The organism is Vibrio sp. 1562 (assembly GCF_033340155.1).
In the GTDB taxonomy this organism is placed as follows: Bacteria; Pseudomonadota; Gammaproteobacteria; order Enterobacterales; family Vibrionaceae; genus Vibrio; species Vibrio alginolyticus.
Genome location: NZ_JAWOVY010000426.1, coordinates 1 through 654, shown reverse-complemented (window position 1 = coordinate 654; position 654 = coordinate 1). Strand labels below are relative to the sequence as shown.

Annotated in this window: 1 protein-coding gene; it reads right to left on the bottom strand. The window is 42.5% G+C overall.

Annotated elements, in window-relative coordinates; genetic code table 11:
* Positions 1-327: 327 nt before the first annotated feature.
* A partial coding sequence (locus tag R7Z49_RS25585; RefSeq protein ID WP_318112470.1) for an Hpt domain-containing protein occupies positions 328-654 on the bottom strand: 327 nt, incomplete at its 5' end.

Sequence of the window (654 nt, the reverse complement as noted above, 5' to 3'; positions counted from 1 at the left end):
TTATAAAGTATGGCTAATGAGGTAGAGTCTTCTACCAGTAACACCCTTGGTCTCATAGTCCTATCCCAACTTAATCTGATTCATTGTTATGATTCTGCCAGCTCACTTGGAGATTGATGAGAAAGAAAAAATAGATAAGCATCCTCAAGTCGCTAGAAGATTCTCAATTTGAGAAAAGTTATAGTTAAGTATTAGCACAGGGCAGGGATATTGCGAAAATTCTTTACTTTTTAATTGATTAAGCGCGGTATGGATTTTAAAAGATGAAGACCAAATCGCACTTGAATAAGTGCGATGGTTCATATGGTTTTGCGGGTTTTCTTCTTGTTACTCAAAACCTTGAGCCTTGCGCAGGTTGAGCGCTTCAAACGAACGTTCAGCCAGTAAAGGCAATGCCGCACACAGCTCCAATGCGTGTTGGGTTTTACCTTCGACACAATGTTTCTCGATGCTTCTGGCTTGACGAGATAATGGGCGATTGCCTAATGCCAGTGCAGAACTGCCGAGTGTATGGACTTCAAACTCGAGTTTTTCTAGGTCATGCTCACCCAACGCCCGCTCTATTTTTTGCATCCGTTCGCGAGACTCTTCGATATAGTGTTCAATCAACGTGGGAATGATCTCCGCGCAGGTGTCTTTAATCATTTGCTGGAG